The 22,309-nt window shown below is 46.4% G+C and carries 13 protein-coding genes and 3 pseudogenes; 4 read left to right on the plus strand and 12 right to left on the minus strand.

What is annotated here, in order from left to right; translation table 11 throughout:
- Positions 1–101: 101 nt before the first annotated feature.
- Positions 102–371, plus strand: a pseudogene (locus CRECT_RS12595) (hypothetical protein); the annotation flags it as partial.
- Between the two features lie 195 nt (positions 372–566).
- Here CRECT_RS12595 and CRECT_RS06190 read toward each other — a convergent pair.
- From CRECT_RS06190 to mltG, 3 genes are all read right to left on the minus strand, one after another.
- Entirely contained in the window at positions 567–1,454 is an 888-nt protein-coding gene (locus CRECT_RS06190) for a lactate/malate family dehydrogenase (RefSeq protein ID WP_002944755.1), read from the minus strand.
- 12 nt (positions 1,455–1,466) lie between these two features.
- Positions 1,467–3,683: an NADP-dependent isocitrate dehydrogenase gene (locus CRECT_RS06195; RefSeq protein WP_002944776.1), complete on the minus strand. Its 2,217-nt coding sequence runs from the start codon at positions 3,681–3,683 to the stop codon at positions 1,467–1,469.
- Between the two features lie 64 nt (positions 3,684–3,747).
- The gene (gene mltG, locus CRECT_RS06200; protein ID WP_227932225.1) at positions 3,748–4,710 is read right to left on the minus strand and encodes an endolytic transglycosylase MltG; all 963 of its coding nucleotides are present in this window, start codon (positions 4,708–4,710) and stop codon (positions 3,748–3,750) included.
- Here mltG and CRECT_RS06205 point away from each other — a divergent pair.
- Positions 4,640–7,189: a YhdP family protein gene (locus CRECT_RS06205; protein WP_002944839.1), complete on the plus strand. Its 2,550-nt coding sequence runs from the start codon at positions 4,640–4,642 to the stop codon at positions 7,187–7,189. The two genes, mltG and CRECT_RS06205, sit on opposite strands and share 71 nt — an antisense overlap.
- Positions 7,190–7,280: 91 nt before the next feature.
- On the opposite strand, the gene CRECT_RS06210 is transcribed toward CRECT_RS06205, so the two are convergent.
- From CRECT_RS06210 to fumC, 9 genes and pseudogenes are all read right to left on the minus strand, one after another.
- Positions 7,281–7,427, minus strand: coding sequence for a hypothetical protein (locus tag CRECT_RS06210; protein WP_157752384.1), 147 nt, complete (start codon positions 7,425–7,427; stop codon positions 7,281–7,283).
- Between the two features lie 232 nt (positions 7,428–7,659).
- Entirely contained in the window at positions 7,660–8,187 is a 528-nt protein-coding gene (locus CRECT_RS06215; RefSeq protein ID WP_002944822.1) for a GDYXXLXY domain-containing protein, read from the minus strand.
- Positions 8,184–9,467: a DUF2157 domain-containing protein gene (locus tag CRECT_RS06220; RefSeq protein WP_002944787.1), complete on the minus strand. Its 1,284-nt coding sequence runs from the start codon at positions 9,465–9,467 to the stop codon at positions 8,184–8,186. The genes CRECT_RS06215 and CRECT_RS06220 overlap by 4 nt, the downstream gene beginning before the upstream one ends.
- A gap of 4 nt (positions 9,468–9,471) precedes the next feature.
- A pseudogene (gene nhaA, locus CRECT_RS06225) lies at positions 9,472–10,644 on the minus strand (Na+/H+ antiporter NhaA).
- 136 nt (positions 10,645–10,780) lie between these two features.
- Positions 10,781–11,194, minus strand: a complete 414-nt coding sequence (gene nikR / locus CRECT_RS06230; protein ID WP_002944845.1) for a nickel-responsive transcriptional regulator NikR — start codon at positions 11,192–11,194, stop codon at positions 10,781–10,783.
- A gap of 36 nt (positions 11,195–11,230) precedes the next feature.
- The gene (locus tag CRECT_RS12600) at positions 11,231–11,398 is read right to left on the minus strand and encodes a Kae1-like domain-containing protein (protein ID WP_407643368.1); all 168 of its coding nucleotides are present in this window, start codon (positions 11,396–11,398) and stop codon (positions 11,231–11,233) included.
- 146 nt (positions 11,399–11,544) lie between these two features.
- A pseudogene (locus CRECT_RS13215) lies at positions 11,545–12,140 on the minus strand (Kae1-like domain-containing protein).
- A 627-nt stretch (positions 12,141–12,767) separates the two neighbouring features.
- Positions 12,768–13,175: a hypothetical protein gene (locus CRECT_RS06240; RefSeq protein WP_227932229.1), complete on the minus strand. Its 408-nt coding sequence runs from the start codon at positions 13,173–13,175 to the stop codon at positions 12,768–12,770.
- A gap of 233 nt (positions 13,176–13,408) precedes the next feature.
- Positions 13,409–14,836 (minus strand): class II fumarate hydratase, encoded by a 1,428-nt coding sequence (gene fumC / locus CRECT_RS06245; RefSeq protein WP_002944766.1) that lies wholly within the window; start codon positions 14,834–14,836, stop codon positions 13,409–13,411.
- Between the two features lie 103 nt (positions 14,837–14,939).
- On the opposite strand from fumC, the gene pbpC reads away from it, so the two are divergent.
- Together pbpC and CRECT_RS06255 are read left to right on the plus strand one after the other, a co-directional pair.
- Complete coding sequence (gene pbpC / locus CRECT_RS06250; protein ID WP_002944790.1) at positions 14,940–17,108, plus strand: penicillin-binding protein 1C; 2,169 nt, start codon at positions 14,940–14,942, stop codon at positions 17,106–17,108.
- Entirely contained in the window at positions 17,108–22,273 is a 5,166-nt protein-coding gene (locus CRECT_RS06255; protein ID WP_002944795.1) for an alpha-2-macroglobulin family protein, read from the plus strand. The genes pbpC and CRECT_RS06255 overlap by 1 nt, the downstream gene beginning before the upstream one ends.
- The last annotated feature ends 36 nt before the right edge of the window (positions 22,274–22,309 follow it).

Here is a 22,309-nt window from a genome sequence, read left to right on the forward strand (position 1 = left end):
ATGCTTGGTTGCCGAAACTTTTACGGTTTGCTAAAAAAAAATGGCTCTCTTTAACTTAAGCTTATGCAAAGGAGCAGTAAGTTACGATGGGTACTATGTTCTTGAAAAGTAACGAGCGAAGCCTTATTAACGGTAAAAATCATATCAACGGTATAGAAAACTTTTTCTCAAAGAGAGCGCGTCCTATCACTAGCAAACGAAGTGAAGCTAAACACAAGAACTACGACTTGCGTTGCTACTGCCTCCTGAAAGGCTACGAGTGTAGCGAAGTAGAGTTTAGATATAATACTAAAACTACACAGGAAAACTTATATCAGAAACTGTTGAAATTGATAAGAGGTCTTGTAAGTAGCAACGCAAGTCGCAGCTAAAAATCCGATTAAGTTTAATTGAGCCAAATAAAAATTTTAACCGTCGCGCCCAAAATCTACGATGCACCGAACAGGCAAATTTTACGGTAACGACGACGCAAATTGAAATCAAATTTCGCCGTTTTACCGTAAATCAAAAAATTTCGATATAAAGTAAATTTGCCCATCGGTGACAAAATATGCCAAATTTCCTTGCTACGCGATTACCCCGCTCTCTTTTAAAAATTTGATATTTACAGCCGTTTGCGATTCGCCTTTTTCAAGTGCTGCTTTTTCCTCCGCGCTTGGCTCTCTTATCTCGCGAACGCCGTTTTTGCCGAGCCTAACCAGCCTACCGCCCGCGCACTCACCCTCTATCACGCAGCAGCTTAGCCACTGCTCGCTATCCGTTTTTATCGCCTCGCACATCTTGGCCGCAGCCGCGCCCGGAGCGTAATACGCCGACGTGCCAAGCAGCTTAACGATCTTCGCGCCGCCAGTTTTAGCCTCCTGCGCTACCGCGTCAAATTCGCCGCCCAGATCCACGCTCACGTTACTTTGAAGCGCCACCATATCGTCGTTGTGAGAGCCTATTATGTGCGCGCTAAATGCGCTGTTTTTTAGTCCGGTTTTTTGAGAGATCTCGTATTTTAGGCGCGCAGAGTCTAGTTCGCCAGCCATCCCTAGCACCCTGTTTTTATCAAAACCACTAGTTTTATAGACTAGATACGTGAGCGCATCGAGCGGGTTTGTTACGTTTATGATGACGCAGTTTGGGGCAAATTTAGCTATTTTCTCCACCGTGCCTTTTACGATGCCTGCGTTTTTTAGCAGCAAATCCTCTCTAGTCTGCCCCTCTTTTCTAGGACTTCCGGCGGTCACGACCACGATGTCGCTATCCGCGATCAGCTCAAAATCATCACCGCCCGCGACGCTCGCATCCAGGCCGAAAACCGCCGCACTCTGAGATAGGTCGATCGCCTTTGCGCGCGCCACGTCGCCGAAAATATCCACTAGCGCGATATCGTCTGCTATGCCTCTTAGCAAAATAGCGCTAGCCGCGCTTGCGCCTACGTTTCCGGCTCCGATAACTGAAATTTTCATTTTTTTCCTTTTTTATAAAATTTGATTTTGCAAAATTTGATTAAACGTCGCGCTCGGCCTCATCGCCGCGCTCGCCTTTTTATCATCCGGCTTATAGTATCCGCCGATATCGACCTTTCGTCCTTGCGCCGCATTTATTTGGGCCACTATCGCGCTCTCGTTTTGCGCGAGATTTTGGGCGACGAGTTTAAATTTATCGCCCAGCTGCGTACCGCTAGCGGCAAGCTCGCTCGCCCAGTAAAGCGCGATATAAAAATGGCTCGTGCGCGTATCTAGCTGCCCGACCTCAAACCGCGGGACCTTGTTTTCTTTTAGATAGCGCTGGGCGGCCGCATTTAGCGCGTCAGCTAAAATTTGCGCCTCAGGGCTTTGCTTAAAGCTAGCTAACTGCTCGAGACTAGCGCCCAGAGCCAAAAACTCGCCCAGGCTATCCCAGCTTAGGTGATTTTGCTCCAGCAGCTGTTCGGCGAGCCTAGGTGCGCTGCCTCCCGCTCCCGTCTCAAAGATACTTCCGCCCTCCAGTAGGGGTACGATAGAAAGCATCTTGGCGCTGGTTTCAAGCTCCAAGATCGGGAAAAGATCGGTCAGATAGTCGCGCAGGACGTTGCCCGTGACGCTGATGCAGTCCTCGCCGCGCCTCATGATCTCAAGCGACTTTTTGCAAGCGACCGCGGGAGACAATATCTCTATATCAAGCCCGTCGGTATCCGCACTATCTAGCTGCGCTCTTACTTTTTTTAGGATTTCTCGGTCGTGAGCCCTGTTTTCATCCAGCCAAAATATCGCCTTTTGTCCCGTGATTTTCGCGCGTTTGAGCGCTAGCTCGACCCAGTTTCGCACGGCGACGTCTTTAGCCTGCGTCATCCTAAATATATCGCCTTTTTCTAACTCAAATTTAAATAAAATTTCATCTTTTGCATTTAGCACGCGCGCCTCGCCCGCTTCGCTCATCACGAAGGTCTTATCGTGGCTGCCGTACTCCTCGGCCTTTTTAGCCATCAGTCCGACGTTTGAGACGCTGCCGATTTTAGCAGGATCTAGCGCGCCGTTTGCCTTGATATCCGCGATCGCTGCTTCATAAACCACGGCGTAGGTTTTATCGGGTATCACGGCTTTGGTTTCCCTGGCTATGCCCTCTTTGTCCCACATTTTGCCGCCGTTTTTCATCATCGCGGGCATCGAAGCATCGATGATAACGTCGCTAGGCACGTGTAAATTTGTAACGCCTGCGGCAGAATTTACCATCGCTAAATTTGGCCTATTTGCGTAAATTTCCTCAAATTTGGCTTTGATTTTTTCCTGCGTAGCTTGAGGTAAATTTAAAATCCGCGCAAAAATGTCTTTTAGCCCGTTGTTTTCGCTTACGTTTACGCTTTTTAGCTCGCCTGCGAACTCCTCAAAAACTTCCGAGAAAAAAATCTTCACGAAATGCCCGAAAATCACGGGATCGCTCACCTTCATCATCGAGGCTTTTAAGTGCACGCTAAAGAGCAAATTTTTAGCTTTCGCGTCCGCAATTTGCTCATTTATAAAGGTGTCTAGCTTACTAGCGCTCATAAAACTAGCGTCGATTATATCGCCTTTTTCTACCGCTAAATTTTCTTTTAGCACGCGTTTTTCGCCGCTTTTTGAGATAAATTCGACGCGTAAATTTTCATCCGTTTCAAAGCTAATCGAACGCTCGGAGGAGTAAAAATCTCCGCCTTTCATATAGGCGACTTCGGTTTTGCTATCTTTTTCAAAAGGGGTGATTTTATATGGGTTTTCGCGGGCGTAGCGTTTTACCGCACCGACGCATCTGCGGTCGGAGTTACCCTCGCGCAGCACCGGATTTACAGCGCTTCCTAGCACTTTGGCGTATCTGGCGGCCGCGTCTTTTTCCTCCGGCGTTTTTGGATCTGAGGGGTACGGGGGTAGATCGTAGCCCTTAGCGCGAAGCTCGGCGATGGCAGCGTTTAGCTGAGGCAAGCTTGCAGAGATATTTGGTAGTTTGATTATATTCGCGCGCTTTTCTTGCGTCAAATTTCGCAGCATCTCAAGGTCGTCGTTCACTCGCAGATCAGGCGGCAGCTTGTCGTTAAAAGCGGCGATGATCCGCGCGGCTAGCCCAATGTCGGCCTGGGCTATCTCTATACCGCCCGCGCGCAAAAACGCCTGCAAGATCGGAAACAACGAGTAGCTAGCAAACAGCGGGGATTCGTCGGTTCTAGTATAGACGATGTCGCTCATCTTTCCTCCTAGTTAAATTTCGCAAAATCTTATCCAAATTTATATTAAAACGCCTTTTGGCTCGTTATTTTTGAGAGTTTATCGCGCCCACGTGCTCCTCGTACGTCGCGCTAAATTTATGCTTGCCCGTCTTTTTATCTCGCACAAAGTACAAAAACTCGCTCTGCGCAGGTCTTATCGCCGCACGTATCGCCGCTAGACCCACGGTGCAGACTGGGCTTGGCGGCAGACCTTCGTTTAGATAGGTGTTAAATTTGCTTTTATCGCTTCGTATGCGCTCGGCCGTAACCGTCTCGTGCGAGTGGAGCCCGTAGTTTAGCGTGCCGTCCATTTGCAGCTTCATGCCTTTTTTTAGGCGGTTTTGGATGACGGATGCGACGAGGGGCATCTCATCCTCGTTCGCAGCCTCTTTTTGTACGACCGAGGCCGTCACGAGATACTCGCTCCAGCGCTTTTCGTCGTAGTTACCGAGTAGCTCAGTCGCCGTTTTTTCATGGGATTTTTTAGATAAATTTACCAGATGCGCCGCTAGCTGCTCTTCGTTTATGCCAAGCGGTACTTTGTAGGTTTCGGGTACCAAAAAGCCGTCCTCTAGCGGAGCAAATTTGGAGTAAAATTCATTTAGCTTGGCCTCGCTCAAATTTAGCTTTTTTGCGACCTCTTGCAAAAATACGGCCGTCGTTTCGCCCGGAATCAGCGTTATCTGCGTTAGAGCAGCCTTTGCGGTCGTGAGTTTATATAAAAAATCAAGCTTGCTAAGCTTTGCCGCACCCAGGTCTATCCAGCCTGCTTGCACGTGCCCCATAACGCGCAAGATCACGGCATCTATTTTATTCGCGTCCGTATTTTTTTCGCTTAGATATGATATAATCCCAAGCGTGCTGCCCTGAGGCACGAAAATGACCTCGCTCACGCTCACCGGGCAGCTAAGATAAACAAGAAAGCTCAGAAAAAATATGAAAATCATCTCGCTGATAATGAAGAAAATTTGGCGCATTTTGATCCCCGCGGTTTTGATATTCGTCATATTTATAGCCGTCCTAAAGCACGGCGTCAAGATAGAAAATATCGACGCGGGCGACTTTAAAATAGAGCAATTATATATAAAACTCGATAAAAAATTAATTTTACGCGCGCAAAATATAGAGATACCTAAACAAAGCGCCAAGGATAGCTCCGAGGCCGCGCTGCTAGATCTTTCCAAAAACATCGTCTGGATCGATAGGCTGTTTGACGAAATTTTACTCGAGCGCGTCAAATTTTTAAACAGCGAGTCGATGCTTTTTTATAAAGACGACGTTTTTTATCTGGATAGCCCGTTTTTAGCGGTTAGCTCAAATTTTAAAGACACCGACGACGGCGTAACGGCGAACGTTTATTGGCTCGAGTTTAAGGACTTTAACGTCTCTTTAAGCGGCGTTAGCAAGGCTGATTTGAGGCGTCAAATTTACGATTTTAACGGCACGTTTTCAAGCCACGAGCTAAACGGAAACGCTACCGTAAATCTCAAAAAAGGCGAGCTAAAATACGAGCTAAGCGACATAAACGCGACCAGCCTAAGGGGCTTTATGGACGAGCTGGGCGCAAAAACGGGGCTGGATAAAGAGATAAAAAGCTGGATCTACGGCTATATCACGGCGGATAACTACTTCGTAAAATCGCTTCGGGGTAAATTTAACCTAGGCTCGCAGGAGCCATATCTAAACGAGCTTAGCGCGCAGGGTTTTTCTAAGAACGTAAAAGTTAAATTTCACGAAAAGCTACCCGCCGCGACCGCCGAAGCAGTCGATGTCGAGCTAAAAAAGGGCTCGCTATTTTTCACGCTAAAAAACCCGAAATGGCAGGGCAAGAATCTAAACGGAACAAATCTTGAAATCTATAAAATTTTCGAGGAAAAAGGCGCGGGGCTCACGCTAAATCTGCAAACCTCGGCCATCTACGACAAAAGCATAAACTCCATACTAAAAGCCTACGACATCGAGGTTCCGATAAAGCAGCTAAGCGGTAAAACGGACGGCAAACTCGCGCTTGATATCAAATTTGATCCGCTTGACGTGACCGCAAAAGGCAAATTTAAGATTAACGGCGGGCAGACTCTGATCGCGGGGGCGAAATTTAACGTAGGAACCGCCGATGTGGAGCTGGCGAGTAAAAAGCTAAAAATAAGCGCGAAAAATACGGGGATGGATTTTTTTAGCGCGGATGCGGCGGTAAATCTTGATCTGGACAAGCTCGCAGGCGACATAAACGGCACGATAAATAAACTAAATTTGACCTTCGGCAAAAACGAAATTTTAAAGTTGGGCACGGTGCCGTTTGCGGCTAAGCTTGATTTTAGCGGCAAGGATACGAAACTAGACATCGCTTCGCCCGCCGCGCTGGGTTTAAAATTCGGCGCGCAAAACGAGATAAATTTGCCGGGTGTAAAGAGCCTACTGCCCTACTCGCCGCTGCTAAAAAGCCTACAAATCTCTGAAGGCGGCGTAAATATAAAAACCAAAGATTTTGAAAATCTTAGCATCGAAGCTAACGACGTTAAATTTGAAACTCCGCTGTTTAAAAAAGACGGCTCGCCATATGGTGCCGATAGCTTTGTGATCGACGTAAACGCCAAGGGCGCAACCGGCAAGAGCAAAAGCGGCGAGTTAAATTTCAAAATCTCGGGCGGCAAAACGGAGCTTTTTATAAACGAGCTTGATCTGGCGCTTAACGGCGACGAAAATCTAACCGACAGGGAAAATGACATCGAGTTTGAGGCCAAGGACTCAAAGCTGATTTTAAAAGATTTTAACGCGACTCTGGACCTGCTAGCTTATAGCGGCCAGAGCACGGGCGGGACGGTGAGATTTGACGCCAAGCCCGCTCGCGGCAACTTTTCGCTCATAAAATCGGACAAAAAATTTGAAATGTCGGCAAACGACATCAGAGGCGAGTTTATCAACTCGATTTTTAACATCAAAAGCTTTGAGGGCGGCAGCTTTAAAATGCGCGTTTTAGGCGGCAGCACCGATGATTTTAAGGGCGAAGTAAGGCTGATCGGCGCCACGTTAAAAGACTACACGTTTTACAATCAGCTTCTCACGTTTTTAAACTCCGTGCCCTCCCTGCTCGTGTTTAAGACGCCTGACTTCGGCGCGGACGGCTATCCGGTGAAATTCGGCAAAATTTTGTTTGAGAAAAAGGGAGAAATTTTAAAATTCCTAGCCATCGAGCTAGAGAGCTCAAGCGCGGATATCGGCGGCCACGGCACGATAAATCTCGCAACCAAAGAGATCGACGTGGATCTGGAGCTAAAACTGCTAAAGGACGCCAGCTCCATCATCGGCAAGATCCCGCTCGTAAATCAGATCGTGCTGGGCAAAGACCGCACTCTCTCGACCGTCATCAAAGTGCGCGGAACGCTGCAAAAGCCGCAGTACTCGACGCAAATCCTAAAAGACGCGCTGCTCTCGCCGTTTAAGATAATCAGAAACGTGCTCGAAGCGCCGTTTTTGATATTTGAGTAAATTTAACGAGCCGCAAGCGTCTGCGCAGCTAGTCTGCGGGTTAAATTTTTAGAGGCGAAACCGCCCTCCTCGTCGTTTGCGATTTTGGATTTTACGGCGGCGTTTTTGGCGTCAAATTTATCGCCGTTATATTTGCCTGCCGCGCGTCCGCCGTGATCGTTAGCATGCGAGCGGGTCGCGCCGTCCGCGTAAGTATGGGCGTGATCGTGAGCATTTGGCGAGCATACGTAATCTTCACATACTTGTTTCTTCTTGGCGATTTTTTGGGAATAATCAAACTCTTAGATGTTAAAATCCCGCTTTAATTATTAGATTTTCAAGCTCTGGGCGGCACGTCGGATTATATTTGATCGCAAATTTAGGTCGCGTCAATTTGACTCAAATTTGAGCCGAATTAAATTTGACGACTCAGGCTAAATTTGAGCCCAAATCAAGATCGTCAAATTTAGCCCCTTTGACCGCCGATAAATTTAACGCCCGCCGGACTCGCCCGCATTTGGCTTTTCTATCACGATATCTTTGATGCGAGCTTTGCCGTTATCCATCACGCTGATGACGGCCGTGGCGTTAAACTCCATCATATCTCGCTCCATTTGCCGCGCCTTTTTTGGCGGCATAAAAAAGGCTTCGATACCGAATTTCGCGGTATTGTAATCAACCCTACCCGCTAAAAACGTCCCGCCGTTAGGCCGCTCAAAGCTATATCTGTCAAATTTATACTTGCCGTCTTTATCTTGCTTTAAAACGGCGTAAATTTCAGTGCCGTGCAGCTGCCGTCTTTTGCTTAAATTTAAGCCCCGTTTATCCAACTCGTAAATGCCGGCAAAGCCGTAGCTAAGGCGCACGTAGTCGCCACGAAACATATCGCGCGGATCGTAAACCGTAGTTCGTATCAAGATATCTTTACCAAAATATATCGGCGCATACGCATACGCAAGCATCGCTATCACGGCCAAAATTTGAAATACCGCCGCGGTAAAAATCAGCTTTAGTTTCATCTTGCGCTCCTTTTTTTAGAGATCTTAGACACGCCGAGCACCACCAGCGCAAATACCAAAAATAGCGCGCTAGCACTGACGTAATCGCCCACTAGATCCACATATCGCACGAACGCCACCCAAAAGATAAGCGCTATGCCGAATTTCATATTATTTTGCTTGATAAGAGCGACCGCGACGCAAACGCCGATGAGCGAAAACACGCCCTCCTCGTAGCCCGCAAACGCGTCTAAGATAAACGGCAGCGCAACCAAAAGCGCTCCGACTATTGCGGCGGCGTACTTTTTAAAGTAAAACGCAAGTCCCAAAGAGGCCGCGCAAAAAGCCATAAACAACGCTCCAAACACGCTTTTTAAAAATGTAACGCCGTTTAAAACATTTTCGTAGTTCTGGGCGCCATAAGGCCACGGACGCGAAAAATGCAAGTCCTCGTAAAGCGACATATCAAAGCACAAGATACCCGCGCCGCAGACGATGCCGACGGTTTTGAGATAAAAAGCGAGTTCAAATTTACCCGCCCTCTCAAATAAAAACGAAGCGCAAACCGCGAGCAAGCAGTAGCTAAGAGCAAAAAAATGAACGCCGTAGAACGCGTCGTCCACGCGCAAATCAGCTAGAAAATACCTCTCGTAAAGCACGAAAGAGACGATATAAGCAAACACGCTCGCAAAAAGCGCGCCCGTCAGCAGCCGCGAATCGTCGCGCCAAAGCACCGCCGCGCAGGCCACTATAAATAACAAAAATCCGTGCGAAACGCCGCTAAACTCAAACTCCATCAAAAACCAAACAAGCCCCAAAACAAGAGCCTGTAGCGTGATGATGGATTTACGCGTCGCAAGCCCAAGCGCCAAAGCTCCCACCGCCCACAGCAGCACGCCGCTTGGCATATGCTCGCCTAGATGGTAAATTTGCGCGACTAAAACGATCGCCGCGCCGTAGCAAAAGTTACCCAGAAAAAACAGCGTCGTAGCCTGCGTCTCTTTGCCGTTTTTCTGCGCCAAAACTCCGCTAAAATTTACCGCCGCCAGTATGCCAAGCACGATGATTAGCCTCACGGCGCGCGGCAGCTCCTCCCAGTTTGCGCCGACCAAAGTAAATAGAGAAAGCGCCAAAAACAGATACGCTACGAGCTTTAGTATAAAGCTTCGCCGCTCGTTTGCGCCCGATAAATCTATATCGTATCTAGCCGCTATCTTGCGTGCCGCCTCGTCGCTTATCAGCCCTTCTTCTCGCCACTTCGCAAGCTCGTCTGCGAGAAAATTTTTATGAAATATCATCATTTTTCTACTCCACGCATTTCATTATCCTGTGTCGCCCGGCCCAGTAGAGCACCGCATAGCCCGTCACGCCCGAGATCAGCGACGCGATTAGCACCGCGAGCTTATCGGCGTACGCGAACTCGTAGGTGTCGTGATATGAGAGCGAATTTATAAAAAGACTCATCGTAAAGATGGTACCCGTAAGCAAGCAAAGGCCGTAAAACTGAGCCGGGTTGCAGTATTTCGGTAGCTTTGCTAGCTTAAATTTTATCGCAAGAAAGCAAAATCCAAACACCCCTAGCTGCTTGCCCGCAAACAGCCCCAGTATGACGCCTAGCGACACGGGGTGGAAAATCTGCTCCAGCCCGATGCCTTTTAGCGAGATGCCGGCATTTACGAAGGCAAACACCGGCAGCACGAAAAAGGCTACGTAGCCGTGCAGGTCGTGCTCGATCTGCTTTGGCATCGAGCCCTCGCTCTCTTTGCCTTAAGCGGTATGAAAAATGCCGCCACGACTCCCGTTAGCGTCGCATGCACGCCCGATTTTAGCACGCTCACCCAAAGAATAATGCCCAAAATCACGTAGCAGGCTTTTTTATTTACACCGGCTAAATTTAAAGCCAAAAGCCCTAAAGTAGCCGCTGCAGCAACCATAAACGACATCGCCGAGAGGTGGCCGCTGTAAAATATCGCCATTATCAAAATTGCGCAAACGTCATCGATGATAGAGGGCGTCACGAGGAAAATTTTTAGACTCGCCGGCACTCTTTTGCCAAAATCATTATGATACCTAGAGCAAACGCCGTGTCCGTCGCAGTCGGAATCGCCCAGCTTTTTAGCGCGAAAGCATCGGCGTGGTTAAACGCGTAAAAAACGAGCGCGGGCATGACGATGCCGCCGGCCGCACCCACGACAGGTAGCACGATCTGAGCGGGATTTCGCATCTCGCCCCCGCTATCTCGCGCTTTAGCTCAAGTCCTAAAAGAAAGAAAAAAACCGCTATGAGCCCGTCGTTCACCCATAAAATAAGCGGCTTTTGCAGGCCGAATTCGCCGAAAACCACGCCCATATTTATGCGTAAAAAAGAGTTGTAAAATTCGCTCAAAAAGCCGTTTTGAAATATCATCGCAAAAATCGCGGCAAGTATGAGCAAGATGCCCGAACTCGCCTCGTTTTGGACGAAATTTTTAAAAAATATGTTTCAAATTTTAGCCTTGAGTAAAATAACAATTTTAAGAGATTTTATCATTAAAGGCCTAAATACCTTATAAAACGAAACGAAATTTTACAGGCAAATTTGATAAAATTTATCAGTTTTACTCGCGTTTTAAGGATTACGAGCGCGGGACGGCGGCTTTAGTGAGCTTTGAAAATTTCACGCCTTTTAGTCCGCCTATTTTTTCTGAAAATTTCTCGATGATTCCGGCTTTTCCGCGCAGTATCAGAGTCTCTAGGCAATTGTTGTGATCTATGTGGATGTGGGTCGTGCAAACGATATTTAAGTTTGCCTTATGTTCGATGTCTATCATTTTTACGACGAGATCGTTTTGGTGATGCAGATAGACAAGTGTCAAAACGCCGATGAGTTCCTCCTCCGCGTCCTTCCAGCTGTCATTTACGATTTTTTCCCTAATCAGATCGCGAGTAAATTCGCTTCTTGAAGCATAGCCTTGAGCGCTTATCTTGCTGTCAAGTTCGTCTAACAACTGTTTTGGCAACGATACGCTAAATCTTATGATGTTTTCCACTATCGTCTCCTTAAAGAAATTATTACCTATTATACATCAGAAAACTTTAATATATATTAACGCAAATGCGATTTGGCCGATTGCGATAGAAGAATCGTTTGCAGAAAAATATTTATTTATGTAATATTTCTTACTTTTTTGCTTAAGAATTAGAATTACATTTTCAAGCAGGGTCTTATTTTGAAAAACTCCGCCCGCGAGCAAAACGTCGCGATCTTGCGCGTAAGCTATGTCCGCTACGAGCTTTGCAAGCTCTTTTTAAGCCCGTCGCAGCCGTTTTTGCATCATCTTTTAAAACTCTTTTGAAGGCTTTTTTAAAAAAAATTTTATCACTCCCGATTTCAAATTGTCTAAATTTGCATCATAAAGCGCCCCAAGCTCATCCGCCTCGCCCTCGCAGCCGAGCTATCAAACCTCAAGATCACCGCCGCAAGCGCGTCGAATATGCGCCCGGGCGAGCCGGTTTTGACGCAGCTTATTTGCTTTTCGTGCAGGATTTTTAGATTTTTTAGCTTAGCGGGCTCAAATTTGGCCAAAAACGCCTCCGCCTCGCGCTCTAGGTCATATCTTAATATCGCGGCATAAGCGATCTGCCGGATATTTTCACGCTAACTTCGCCGCCGATCAGTAAAATTTCGTCAAATCTGCAAACCCGCTCACACTCCTTGCCGCGCGCTTTTAGGATATCTCCGCCCCGGACGCTCCCGTCTGCGCCGTATCTCGTACCGTCAAAGTAAAAGCCCGAATACTCGCGCTTTGCGTCCAGATCGTTTTCTAAAATCACCGAGAGTAAATGCGCGTGATAATGCCGAATTTGCGTGATCTTTGAGCTGAAATTTGCAGCGTATCGGCGCGCCAATTTCAAATTTAAAAAATGCGGGCGCAAATCAGCGGCGATCTCGTCAAATTTTAACTCGTAAATCTCGCTAAAAAGCTGGGTTAGCATGCAAAATAGCTCATAGGTCGCAACGTTTTTAGATCGCAGATTAGGGGTATCATCAGCTCGGCGGCTCTAGCCCACCGTCGGCGCCATTGATGCAGGCAACGCCATAAATGTCGTCATCGCACATGCCCACTTCATAAAATCGCGCTCGCTAAATCCGCTTTTTAAAACTTCGCCGATCGATCCGTTTTTTAGAGTCAAAAGCGCGGCAAGCACGTTAAGTCGCTAGTTTATCCTAATCGGGACGTCGTCTTTTATGCCTTCTTCTTGATATAAGATATATTTTGGTATATTTGACAACGTAGTAAAGTTTGATTTTACCGTCATCAAATAGCTTTAAAATATGAAATTTTTCAACTTAAATTTAAAATTTATTATTTTGTAAAAAATTAATTAAAAATCTTATTATTTTTAGTAATATTTTTGCGAGAAAAAACTAAAAATAAATAAAATACATAAAAATAAATTTAACAAAGCGTTTTTGTGTTTTTAAGATTTTAAGACTAAAATCGCCATATTTTCTAAATTTATAAATTTAGTTTAAAGGTTTTAGGATTTTTGAGTTTTTAAAATTTGAAACGCAAATTTACGCTACTTAAATTTGACTTTACAAACGGCAAATTTAAGGCGTCAAATTTGACTGTTGCCTCCGGCTTGCATTTGCAAAATTCGCGCGCTTATTTGCATTATCTGCGCAAATACGGCACCCTTTTGCGCCTCAAGCGAAGCCGCCATCTCTTTTGCGTAGGGATTTTTGCCGGCTTTTACTTGCTTGATCGCGACTTCAAGCTCTTTTAGCCGTTTTTGCAGTTTTTCAAGCTGCTTTTTTAGGATATCGGCGCTGCTTTCGCTCTCGTTTGCGCCGCCGGCCGGATTTGATGCACCGCGCAAGATATCACCTCTATCGCCGCTTTGCAAATTTTCGCTTTTTAAACTTAGCGGACCCGCGTTTAAATTTGCCCCGCCTGCGACCGCAAAGTCGTTCTTGCCGAAATTCATCAAATTTGAGCTTAAATTTATGTTTATTTTTACATCCATCGCCGCGCCTTTAAATTTAAAAGCATATCGGCAAATTTGAGTAAAATTTAAGGCAAATCCGCAAATTTCGCTTTTAAATTTACGGATTTTAAAGAGGGCTCGGCGAAATTGCTCAAGGCAAGCACGCCACGCAAAACGATTAAATTTCACTAAAACGATTAAATTTCATCAAAACGATCAAATTCTACCGAAACGTGCAAATTCTACCGAGCCCAAAAATCAAGCGACCGAATCTATTCCTTCGGCGCGATCATATCTTCGGGCACCACCCACGCGTCAAATTCCTCGGCGGTTAGTATACCCGATCTTATCGCTTCTTCGCGTAGCGTCGTACCGTTATGATGGGCAGTTTTGGCGATCTTGGCGGCATTTGCGTAGCCGATGTGCGGATTTAGCGCGGTTACGAGCATTAGGCTCTCGTGCAGCAGTTTGTCGATTTTCGCAGAGTTTGCGCTGATGCCGCACGCGCAGTGTTTCTCAAAGCTGTTCATCGCGTCGCTTAGCAGGCGGATGCTTTGGATGAGGTTGTACGTAAGCACCGGCTTAAAGACGTTTAGCTCGAAGTTGCCCTGGCTTGCGGCGATGGAGATCGCGACGTGGTTGCCCATCACCTGCGCGGCGACCATCGTGACGGCTTCGCACTGCGTCGGATTTACCTTGCCCGGCATTATCGAGCTTCCCGGCTCGTTTTCGGGGATGTTTATCTCGCCGATGCCGCATCTTGGTCCGCTTGCCAGCCAGCGCACGTCGTTTGCGATCTTCATCAAATTTGCCGCCAGGCCGTTTAGCGCGCCGCTTAAAAACACCTCGGCATCGTGGCTGGTTAGGCCGTGAAATTTATTCGGATGGGATTTAAATTTAAACGCCGTGCCCGTTAGCGCGTTTAGCTCGTCGCTTACCATCTCGCTAAATTTCGGGTGCGAGTTTAGCCCCGTGCCCACCGCGGTGCCGCCGATGGCAAGCTCCTCTAAAAACGGCATGGTAGCTAGGATCTGCGCCTTGCTCGCCTTTAGCATGTGCGCGTAGCCGCTAAATTCCTGCCCGAGCGTGAGCGGCGTGGCGTCTTGCAGGTGAGTGCGGCCGATCTTTACGATTCCCGCAAACTCGGCGGTCTTTTTATTCAGCGTCGCTTCAAGTTTTTCTATCGCCGGCAGCAGCTTTTTTTGAAGCTGCTGCACAAAGGCTATTCGCATCGCCGTAGGATAGGTGTCGTTTGAGCTCTGGCCTTTATTTACGTGATCGTTTGGATGCACGAATTTTGCGTCTTTGGCGTCCAGTGCCGCCTTATCGCGGAAATTTAGCCCCAAAATCTCCATCGCGCGGTTTGAAACGACCTCGTTTAAATTCATATTCGACTGCGTGCCCGAGCCCGTCTGCCACACGACTAGAGGGAAATTTCCGTCCAGTTTGCCGTTTAAAATTTCATCGCACGCCTGCGCGATCGCCTCGGTGCGAGGTTCGTCTAGACGGCCCAGCTTGCGATTAACCAGCGCGCACGCCTTTTTTAGATAGGCAAAGCCCTCTATGACCTCCCTTGGCATCGTCTCCAGCCCTACTCCGATCTCGAAATTTTCATGGCTGCGCTGCGTTTGCGCACCCCAATATTTTTCATTCGGAACCTTTACCTCGCCCATCGTGTCTTTTTCTATTCTATACTGCATCTTTGCTCCTTCATAAAAATTTTATATTTTTTAGATTATATATCAACTCTCATAAATTTAATCTTGCGAAAATTTACGCGTAAATTTCGATATAATCGCAACAATGAAAAGAGTTTTAGCTAAATTTATCAAATTTTCCGCCGCCTTTGCCCTACTTTGCTTCGTAGCTTTTTTGGCGCTTGACTTTGCTTATCCGCTCGACGTCAAAGCGCTAAAACGGGAAAATTCGCTCATACTTTTTGACAAAAACGGCCGGATCGTCGCCCTTCGGCCTAGCAGCGACGAAATTTGGAGATTTGAGGCCAAAAACATCCCGCAGACGCTAAAAGATAGCGTTATTTTGTTTGAAGATAAATTTTTCTACTACCACATCGGCGTAAATCCTTTTGCTATGATCCGCGCGGCCGCGCACAATCTCACGCACTCTAACCGCATCGGCGCATCCACGATCACTATGCAAGTCGCGCGCATGATGAAGCGAGAGGAGCGTACCTACGCGAATAAATTTAAAGAAATCTTTACCGCGCTTCAGCTTGAGTGGCATTACAGCAAGGACGAGATTTTAAATTTTTACTTTAATCTCGCTCCATACGGCGGAAACATCGAGGGGGCGGCGGCTGCGGCGAGGTTTTATTTCGGTAAAGACTTGAGCGAGCTTAGTATCGCCGAGTGCGCGCTTTTAAGCACGATCCCAAAAAATCCTAACGCCAACCGCCTAGATAAAAAATCAAATATCAACGCGCTAAAAAACCGCGCCGTCAAGTTGCTTTATAAAGCGGGCGTGATAGACCAAAGCGCATTCCAAAGAGCGCAAAGGGAGCCCTTTAAAAACAAACGCTACGATGCCGTTTATAAGGCCAGGCACTACGCCGCTCAAGCTCTAAAAAACGGCGTTACGCACTCAAATTTAGATCTAAATTTGCAAATTTTACTCGAAAACGCGCTAAAAAATACGGCAACCTCGCTAAAATCAAAAGACGCCTATAACGCCGCGGGGATAATCATCGACAATAAAAATATGAGCGTAGCGGCATACGTAGGCTCGCACGACTGGCGCGCTCCGCAGGGGCAAAACGACGGCGTAACGATGAGTAGAAACGTGGGCTCCACGCTAAAGCCGTTTATATTTTCGCTAGGACTCGACGAGGGGTTCATCACGCCAAAAAGCCAGATGATAGATACCGAAATTTTCCTCGGAGAGTACGCGCCCAAAAACTACGACAGTAGGTTTTTCGGTATCATCTCGGCGACCGAGGCGCTAGCGCTTAGCCTAAATATCCCGGCCGTTAGCCTAAACAACAAACTTGGCGAAAATTCGCTCTACGAGCTGCTTTCTAGCGTGCATTTGGTGAGTTATTCAAAGGAATTTTACGCGGGCAGTATCGCGCTTGGAAGCGCGGAGATGAGCTTGCTAAGCTTAGCCCATCTCTACACTATCTACGCAAACGGCGGCGAGCTAAAACCGCTAGAGGTTGCGGGTAAGACGCTACTAGGCTACGGACGGCTCATTAGCCCGCAAAGCGCGTATCTAACGTCAAAAATGCTCTCCTCCGCTTCTCGCAGCTATCTGGGCGTCGTATGGCAATACGCAAAAGACACGCCTCAAATCGCCTTTAAAACCGGCACCAGCTATGGCTCGCGCGATATCTACACGATCGGCGTAAATAACGACTACACGGTCGCGGTGTGGTTCGGTAACTTTAACGGCAAAAAGACGCAAAATTTAAGCGGATTTAGCGACGCTTCGCGCACGGTTTTTGATGTCTTTAAACTGCTGGCTCAAAAGCAAAAATTATCTTTTATGAACGCGCCAAGCGGCATAGAGAGCAAAAAAACCTGCCTTGACGCGTTTAAATTTAAAGAGTGCAGAGATGAGGAAGACGACTGGCGGATAGAGGGCGTAGCGTTAAAAGATATCTGCGAGAGTATCAGGGGCGACGAGGTAGGATTTTTACTCAAATACGGCGCTATCACGCAAGAAGATATCAAAGACAGCCCTTGTTATTATAAATTTAAAAGCTACAAACCTCTCGTTGCGACGCCGTCAAATAATCAAATTTTGCTAAGCGATGAGAATTTAACCAAAGTTATGTTAAAATGTTACGCGTATGTCGGCGAGGAAATATACCTCAAAACAGACGAAAACGAATGGGAAAAAGTAAAAAACGCGAGCGAAAATACGTTAAATTTAACGCAAGGCAAACATAAGCTCGGGTGCCTGGATGAAAATTCGAATTTAACCGAAATCAATATCGAAATAAGGAGGTTTTAATGCGTTTTAAGCTAATCGGCTTAAGCCTAAGTTGCCTTTTGGTATCAAATTTAAGCGCCTTTACGCTTGACGGCTCGATCAAAGCATTAGAGGACGGCTCAATAAGCTTTGGCGTCAAATACGCTCAAAGCGAGCAGTCGCTCATCGGCAAAGTCACGCACAAGAAAATAATCGAGTGCGAGCCGGGGATTACCGGAGCCTTCGAATACGGATCGAACCATATTTTATTTTACCCTAAAAAACCGCTGGCAAAAGGCGTAAGCTACTCGTGCAAAAAAGGCGAGAGCAAGGTTAAATTTTACAGCGAAGACTTTATGCTGTCAAATATGATCGAATACTCCAAAGATACTTTTTTGGCGGTATTTAACGACGAGGTTAGCGAGGATGAGTTTGCCACAAATTTTAAAATTTACGACAAGCAAAATTTGGCTAAACAAAACATCAAATATAAAATCGTAGCCAAAACGCCTAAAAGCTTTCAGATAAAGCTACTTGAAAGCGGCGAAAATTTGGTATTTGCAATCTCTAAAAAGTTAAAAAACAGTTCCGGCGTAAATTTGGCCGACGACTTTGAAGTCGTGCAAAAAGTCTCAAGCCCGGACGAAAATTTCGTCGATAGGCCAAAAGCTAAGACTATGTTTTTAAACGAGGTCGAGGGCGCTAGCCTAGATAACGGCAAACTAGCGGCTAGACTTTATCTTAAAGATTGGATAGATTCTGATAATATTAAAAAATTCATCAAGATCAAGGGCGTAAACAGCTTCGAGGTCAGCGACATAGAATACACCAGTCATAGAAGCGAAGACGGGGAGTATTACTACTATTACATCGATATCACCAGCAACGACTTCAAACCGCAAACTACCTACGAAATCACCTTCTACAAGGGCTTTGGCGACAGCTACTCGATGCTACGAGAAAACTCTATCTTTAACGTCGCATTCGGCGATCTAAAACCGTTTTTGGAGTTTACCGATAGCGGCACGTATATGTCGAGCCTGGGCGAGATCGGCGTAAAAAGCGTAAATACAAACACCGCTAAGGTCGTCGTCGAGAAGCTAAAAGAGCAAAATTTAAGGTATTTTTTAAATTTTACCGAGACTCCGCTGGATAACTACGTCGAAGAGGTCGCCAGCAAAAACTACGAGATCGGCGGCGCTCAAAATGAAACGCAAAAAAGCAAGATCAAGCTTGACTTTGCCGAGGGTGGCGACGGCATCTATCTGGTCACGATCTACTACGACAAAGATAAAAGCGTCAAAAAAGCGGTCTACCTAACCGATATCGGCCTAAGTATGAAGGTCTCTAAAGATGAGATATTTTTATTTGCCAACCGCTTAAGTAAAAACGAAGTGGTCGCAAACGCGGACGTCAAAATTTACTCCGTCAAAAACAATCTCATCGCAAGCGGCATCACAAACGACGAAGGCGTGTTTAAATTTAACAAAAAAGACATCGGCAAAGACGTCGCAAGCGCGGTTTTAACGCTGGGCAAGGAGCAAAGCTTCATCGCTCTATCGCAAAACAAACGCCTAAACGAGGAGTCGAATTTAGACGTCAAAGATAGAAGCGAAATTTATAACGCTTATTTGCATTTTGCCAGCAACATCATCCGCCCGCAGGAAAATATAAAAGGCGAGATCATCATCAAAAACGCGCTGTTTAAGAGCCTCTCAAATATGCCCGTTAAGCTAAAAATCAGAGATCCGCAAAACAAAGTGATTCTAAATAAAAGCGTAAATACGACCGAGCTTGGCGTGATAAATTTCGACGAGCCGGTAAATTCCGGACTAACGGGATCGTTTAAATTTGAAGTGATCTTTGCAAATAAAATCATCGATAGTTACAGCTTTTCGGTCGAGTCATTCACTCCGCAACGCATCAAAAACGAGGTCAAGCTGGATAAGCAAATTTACGCTCTAGACGATCTAATAGACGTAAAGTTGCAAAGCAACTATCTTTTCGGTGCGGCGGCAGCCAATCTTAACGGCGACGTGGCGTTAAATTTATATCAGCAAGACTATAAAAACGATAAATTTAAAGAGTATAAATTTAGCAACGGCGAATACGCCGCAAACGGCCTGGATCAGTTTATCAAGCCCGTAACCCTAGACGGCGAAGGCAAAGGCGAAACGGCGTTTAAGCTGCAAAGCAGAGCCAAAATCGCGAGCGTTTTAAAAGGCGCTGCGGTATTTACCATTAACGACGACGGCAAAAACGTGAGCGCGAGCAAGGACTTTAGCGTCTATCCTTTTGACGCGATGGTCGGCGTCAGAGCAAACGACACCTACATCGACGCAAACTCCAAGCTAACGCTAAATTTCGTCAGCATCGATCCGTTTAAGGGCGAAGAGCTAAAAGATAGACAAAAAGCCATCGAGATCAAAAAAGCCATCTGGGACTACAACTACGATAGAAACGGCTACCTAAAGTGGAACAAACGCTACGAGAAAGTCTTTAGCGATACTCTAAGCGGCAGCGAGTTCGTTTATGATTTCAAACAAAGCGGCGACTACGTAGTCGTGGTTTCCGATATCCTAAGCGGCCACTCGGCGAATTTAGATATCTACGTTAGCGGCTGGGACTACGGCGGCACTTTGCAACCTACAAAAGAGCTGGCCAAAGCTAAAATCAAGCTAAATCAAAAAGTCTATAAAAAAGGCGACTCGCTAAACGTAGACGTTAGCTCCGTGCTAAAAAGCGGTATCGGCATCGTCACGGTCGAGTCCGAAAACGTCAAAAAATATAAAGTCGTAAATATAGAAAATAACGTCGCAAACGCCAAATTTGACCTCGACTTCGACTTTGAGGGACTTTACGTCACGGCATCCATCATGCGCGTAGCCGACAGCGACGTCTTGCCGTTTAGAACCTACGACAAAGTCTATGCAAAAGCGGACAAATCATACCGAGCGACAAACGTTAGCATCGAAGCGCCCAAAGTCGTGAAGTCAAACTCCAAATTTAAAGCTAGCGTAAAAACCGAGCCAAATGCGGAGGTTACGCTATTTGCGGTCGATGAAGGCGTACTTCAAGTAACAAATCAAAAGCTAAAAAGCCCTCTTGACTTTTTTGACAAAATTTTAAACGACGGCGTGCTTGATTATGATATCTACGCAAATTTGAGCGGATTTAAAAAAGACGGCAAGGTGCTAAACTTCGGCGGTGACGCGGCGGCTGCTCTTATGGAGATGAGAATGGCTAAATTTGCCAGCCCGGTCGATAAGAAAAACGTAAAAACCTACATCAAAATGCAAACCGCAAAAGCGGGCGCGGATGGCGTAGCGAACTTTGACGTAGAGGTGCCTAGCGACTTTAACTCCGAGATAAATTTGGCCGCGCTTAGCGTCATCGGCGATAAACTGGGCTTTAGCGTAAATGCCGTCAAGGTAAAAGACGATATCATCCTAAAACCTACGCAAACGGCGTATTTGATACAGGGCGATAAGGTAAATTACACACTACGAGTGATAAACACGACTAAAGAGCCAAAAACCGTCGCCTTAAACATAGATACGAACTTAAACGCGCAGCTAGCCGTCGATAGTATCGAGCTAAAACCAGAAGAAAACGCGAAGTTAAATTTCACGATCGACGCTAACGCTACGGGCAAAGCCTATATAAATTTCACCGCAAACGACGGCAAAAACAGCTACTCCTACTCGCAAAAGCTTGACGTCATCCACGCCTATCCGCTTAGCACTTACGCTAAAAATTTCCAGGCTACCGAGCAAAAAACATTTAAGCTCGACGAGGAGTTTAAGCGCATCAGGATCGACGCTTCAAGCTCTATTAAAGGCGTATTAAGCGCAAATAGCGACAAGCTCGTAAATTACCCTTACGGATGCTCCGAGCAGCGCTCAAGCAAGCTTTTTGAGCTAAATTTCCTAGTGCTTGGCGGAGACGACTCTAAAGAGGCTAAGGCAAAAGAAGCCGACAGAAGAAGATTTGTCGAAGCGGGTATGCAAGACGTCGTCAAGATGCAAAAAACAGACGGCAGCATCGGCTATTGGAATCAGCTAGGCTACACAAACAACTTTGCCTCGATCTACGCTATCGATATGTTATTTACGCTTGAAAAATCAGGCTTTGCGCTCGATAGTTACGTAAAAAACAAAGCGATCGACTGGCTAAAGGCGTTTGGCAGCAACGATAACTTCCAATCCCTTTACGCAGCCTACGTCCTAAGCACGCAAAAGAAGCTCGATAGATCAAAGCTAAACGCTCTATACGATCAAAAAAGATACCAAGGCAGTGCGCTTGAAGGCTACTTGATGGCGGCGATCCTCAAAAACGAGGGACTAAATAAAGAGAGCGAAAAAGTGCTAAAAGAGCTAAATAAATCAGCCTATAACCGCGAAAACGAGCTAGCCGATAACTTCGGTTCAGAGATCAGAAACAAGGCCTTTATGCTACTTTTACACGCTAATCACTTTGAGAAAAACGCATTTAGCGACGAGCTAGCCGACTACCTGATCGCTCGCGTAGATAAGCTACATTCGACGCAGGAGCGCGCATTTACGCTAAGAGCGCTAAGAGCATATATCAAAGACGTCTCAAGCGAGAACAAATTTAAGCTCATCGCCGACGGACACGATCTAAATTTCGACGGTCGCGGAGCTATCAACATCGCTCCTAAAAAGCCCGAGATCACTATCGTGCCCCAAAACGGCGCAGCCGTGTATCTAGGCGTTAGCGCGTCAGGCTACAAAAAACTAGACGTAAATCACAAATTTGACAAAAAAGGGCTTGATATCTACAGAACCTTCGTCGGCAAAGACGGCAAGGAGATCGATATCAACGCGCTTAAGGTAAACGATATCATCTACTCAAAGCTTTCTCTTAGAACGAATGAGTTTATCAGAAACGGCGTGATAAACGAGACGATCAGTCCTTGCTTTGAGGTGATCAACGAAAACATCGTGCCAAACGCAAGAACCCAAGCTACGAAGAACTCTATAACGCTCGAGCATCAAAACATCGAGGACGACAGAGTTTTGAGCTTTTATAGTTTGGGCGCTAGCAAGGACGCGCACGTGCTCTACACGCCTCTTCGCGTCGTTATGAGCGGTAAGTGCATGCTACCTGCGGTCATCACCGAAAATATGTATGACGAGAGTATGAGCGACTACGATCTATCTCAGCACGAATTTATCGTCAAATAATCCTTTGCGAAGCGGTTTTTTAGCCGCTTCGCTTTC

It is taken from the genome of Campylobacter rectus, assembly GCF_004803795.1.
Taxonomy (GTDB): Bacteria; Campylobacterota; Campylobacteria; order Campylobacterales; family Campylobacteraceae; genus Campylobacter_A; species Campylobacter_A rectus.

What these genes read in the sequence shown, in the direction of transcription:
- CRECT_RS06190 (WP_002944755.1), bottom strand. Translation starts at nt 1,454, where the DNA reads ATGAAAATTTCAGTTATCGGAGCCGGAAACGTAGGCGCAAGCGCGGCT.
- CRECT_RS06195 (WP_002944776.1), bottom strand. Translation starts at nt 3,683, where the DNA reads ATGAGCGACATCGTCTATACTAGAACCGACGAATCCCCGCTGTTTGCT.
- CRECT_RS06205 (WP_002944839.1), top strand. Translation starts at nt 4,640, where the DNA reads ATGAAAATCATCTCGCTGATAATGAAGAAAATTTGGCGCATTTTGATC.
- mltG (WP_227932225.1), bottom strand. Translation starts at nt 4,710, where the DNA reads ATGACGAATATCAAAACCGCGGGGATCAAAATGCGCCAAATTTTCTTC.
- CRECT_RS06215 (WP_002944822.1), bottom strand. Translation starts at nt 8,187, where the DNA reads ATGAAACTAAAGCTGATTTTTACCGCGGCGGTATTTCAAATTTTGGCC.
- CRECT_RS06220 (WP_002944787.1), bottom strand. Translation starts at nt 9,467, where the DNA reads ATGATGATATTTCATAAAAATTTTCTCGCAGACGAGCTTGCGAAGTGG.
- CRECT_RS06240 (WP_227932229.1), bottom strand. Translation starts at nt 13,175, where the DNA reads ATGGATGTAAAAATAAACATAAATTTAAGCTCAAATTTGATGAATTTC.
- fumC (WP_002944766.1), bottom strand. Translation starts at nt 14,836, where the DNA reads ATGCAGTATAGAATAGAAAAAGACACGATGGGCGAGGTAAAGGTTCCG.
- pbpC (WP_002944790.1), top strand. Translation starts at nt 14,940, where the DNA reads ATGAAAAGAGTTTTAGCTAAATTTATCAAATTTTCCGCCGCCTTTGCC.
- CRECT_RS06255 (WP_002944795.1), top strand. Translation starts at nt 17,108, where the DNA reads ATGCGTTTTAAGCTAATCGGCTTAAGCCTAAGTTGCCTTTTGGTATCA.